We start from the raw sequence: 319 nt of genomic DNA, 5'->3' as shown, positions 1-319 counted from the left end.
CAGCACGCGCGGCATCGTCAGGCCGATATAGCGCGCATCGTCGGTGTCACGGAAGGATTTCCACTTGATGTATTCGGCGCGATCGAAGTAGTTACCAATATCTTTGATGGCCGCTACTTCTTCCATGGAATTCTTGAGGAAGAACGCCGGGCCAACGGCGCCGATAAACGGCATATGGGCGGCAGCGGCCACTTTGGAGAGGTTGCGTAGCAATGCCACGTCTTGCGGGCTGGCATCGAACTCGTAGTTGGAAATCACCGCCCCAATCGGCTCACCGCCGGGGGTGTCGTATTCCGCAATATAGGTATGGCGGTACAGG

The 319-nt window shown here is 57.1% G+C and carries 1 protein-coding gene; it reads right to left on the bottom strand.

Features of this window, described 5'->3' with window-relative positions; genetic code table 11:
- On the bottom strand, positions 1–319 hold a 319-nt coding region (locus WG891_RS27180; protein WP_337265110.1), incomplete at both ends, for a type VI secretion system contractile sheath domain-containing protein.

Source organism: Serratia sp. MMO-28 (assembly GCF_037199905.1).
GTDB lineage: Bacteria > Pseudomonadota > Gammaproteobacteria > Enterobacterales > Enterobacteriaceae > Chania > Chania oryzae.
The sequence above is the reverse complement of the archived record's forward strand: the minus strand, read 5'-3'. Positions and strand labels throughout refer to the sequence as shown.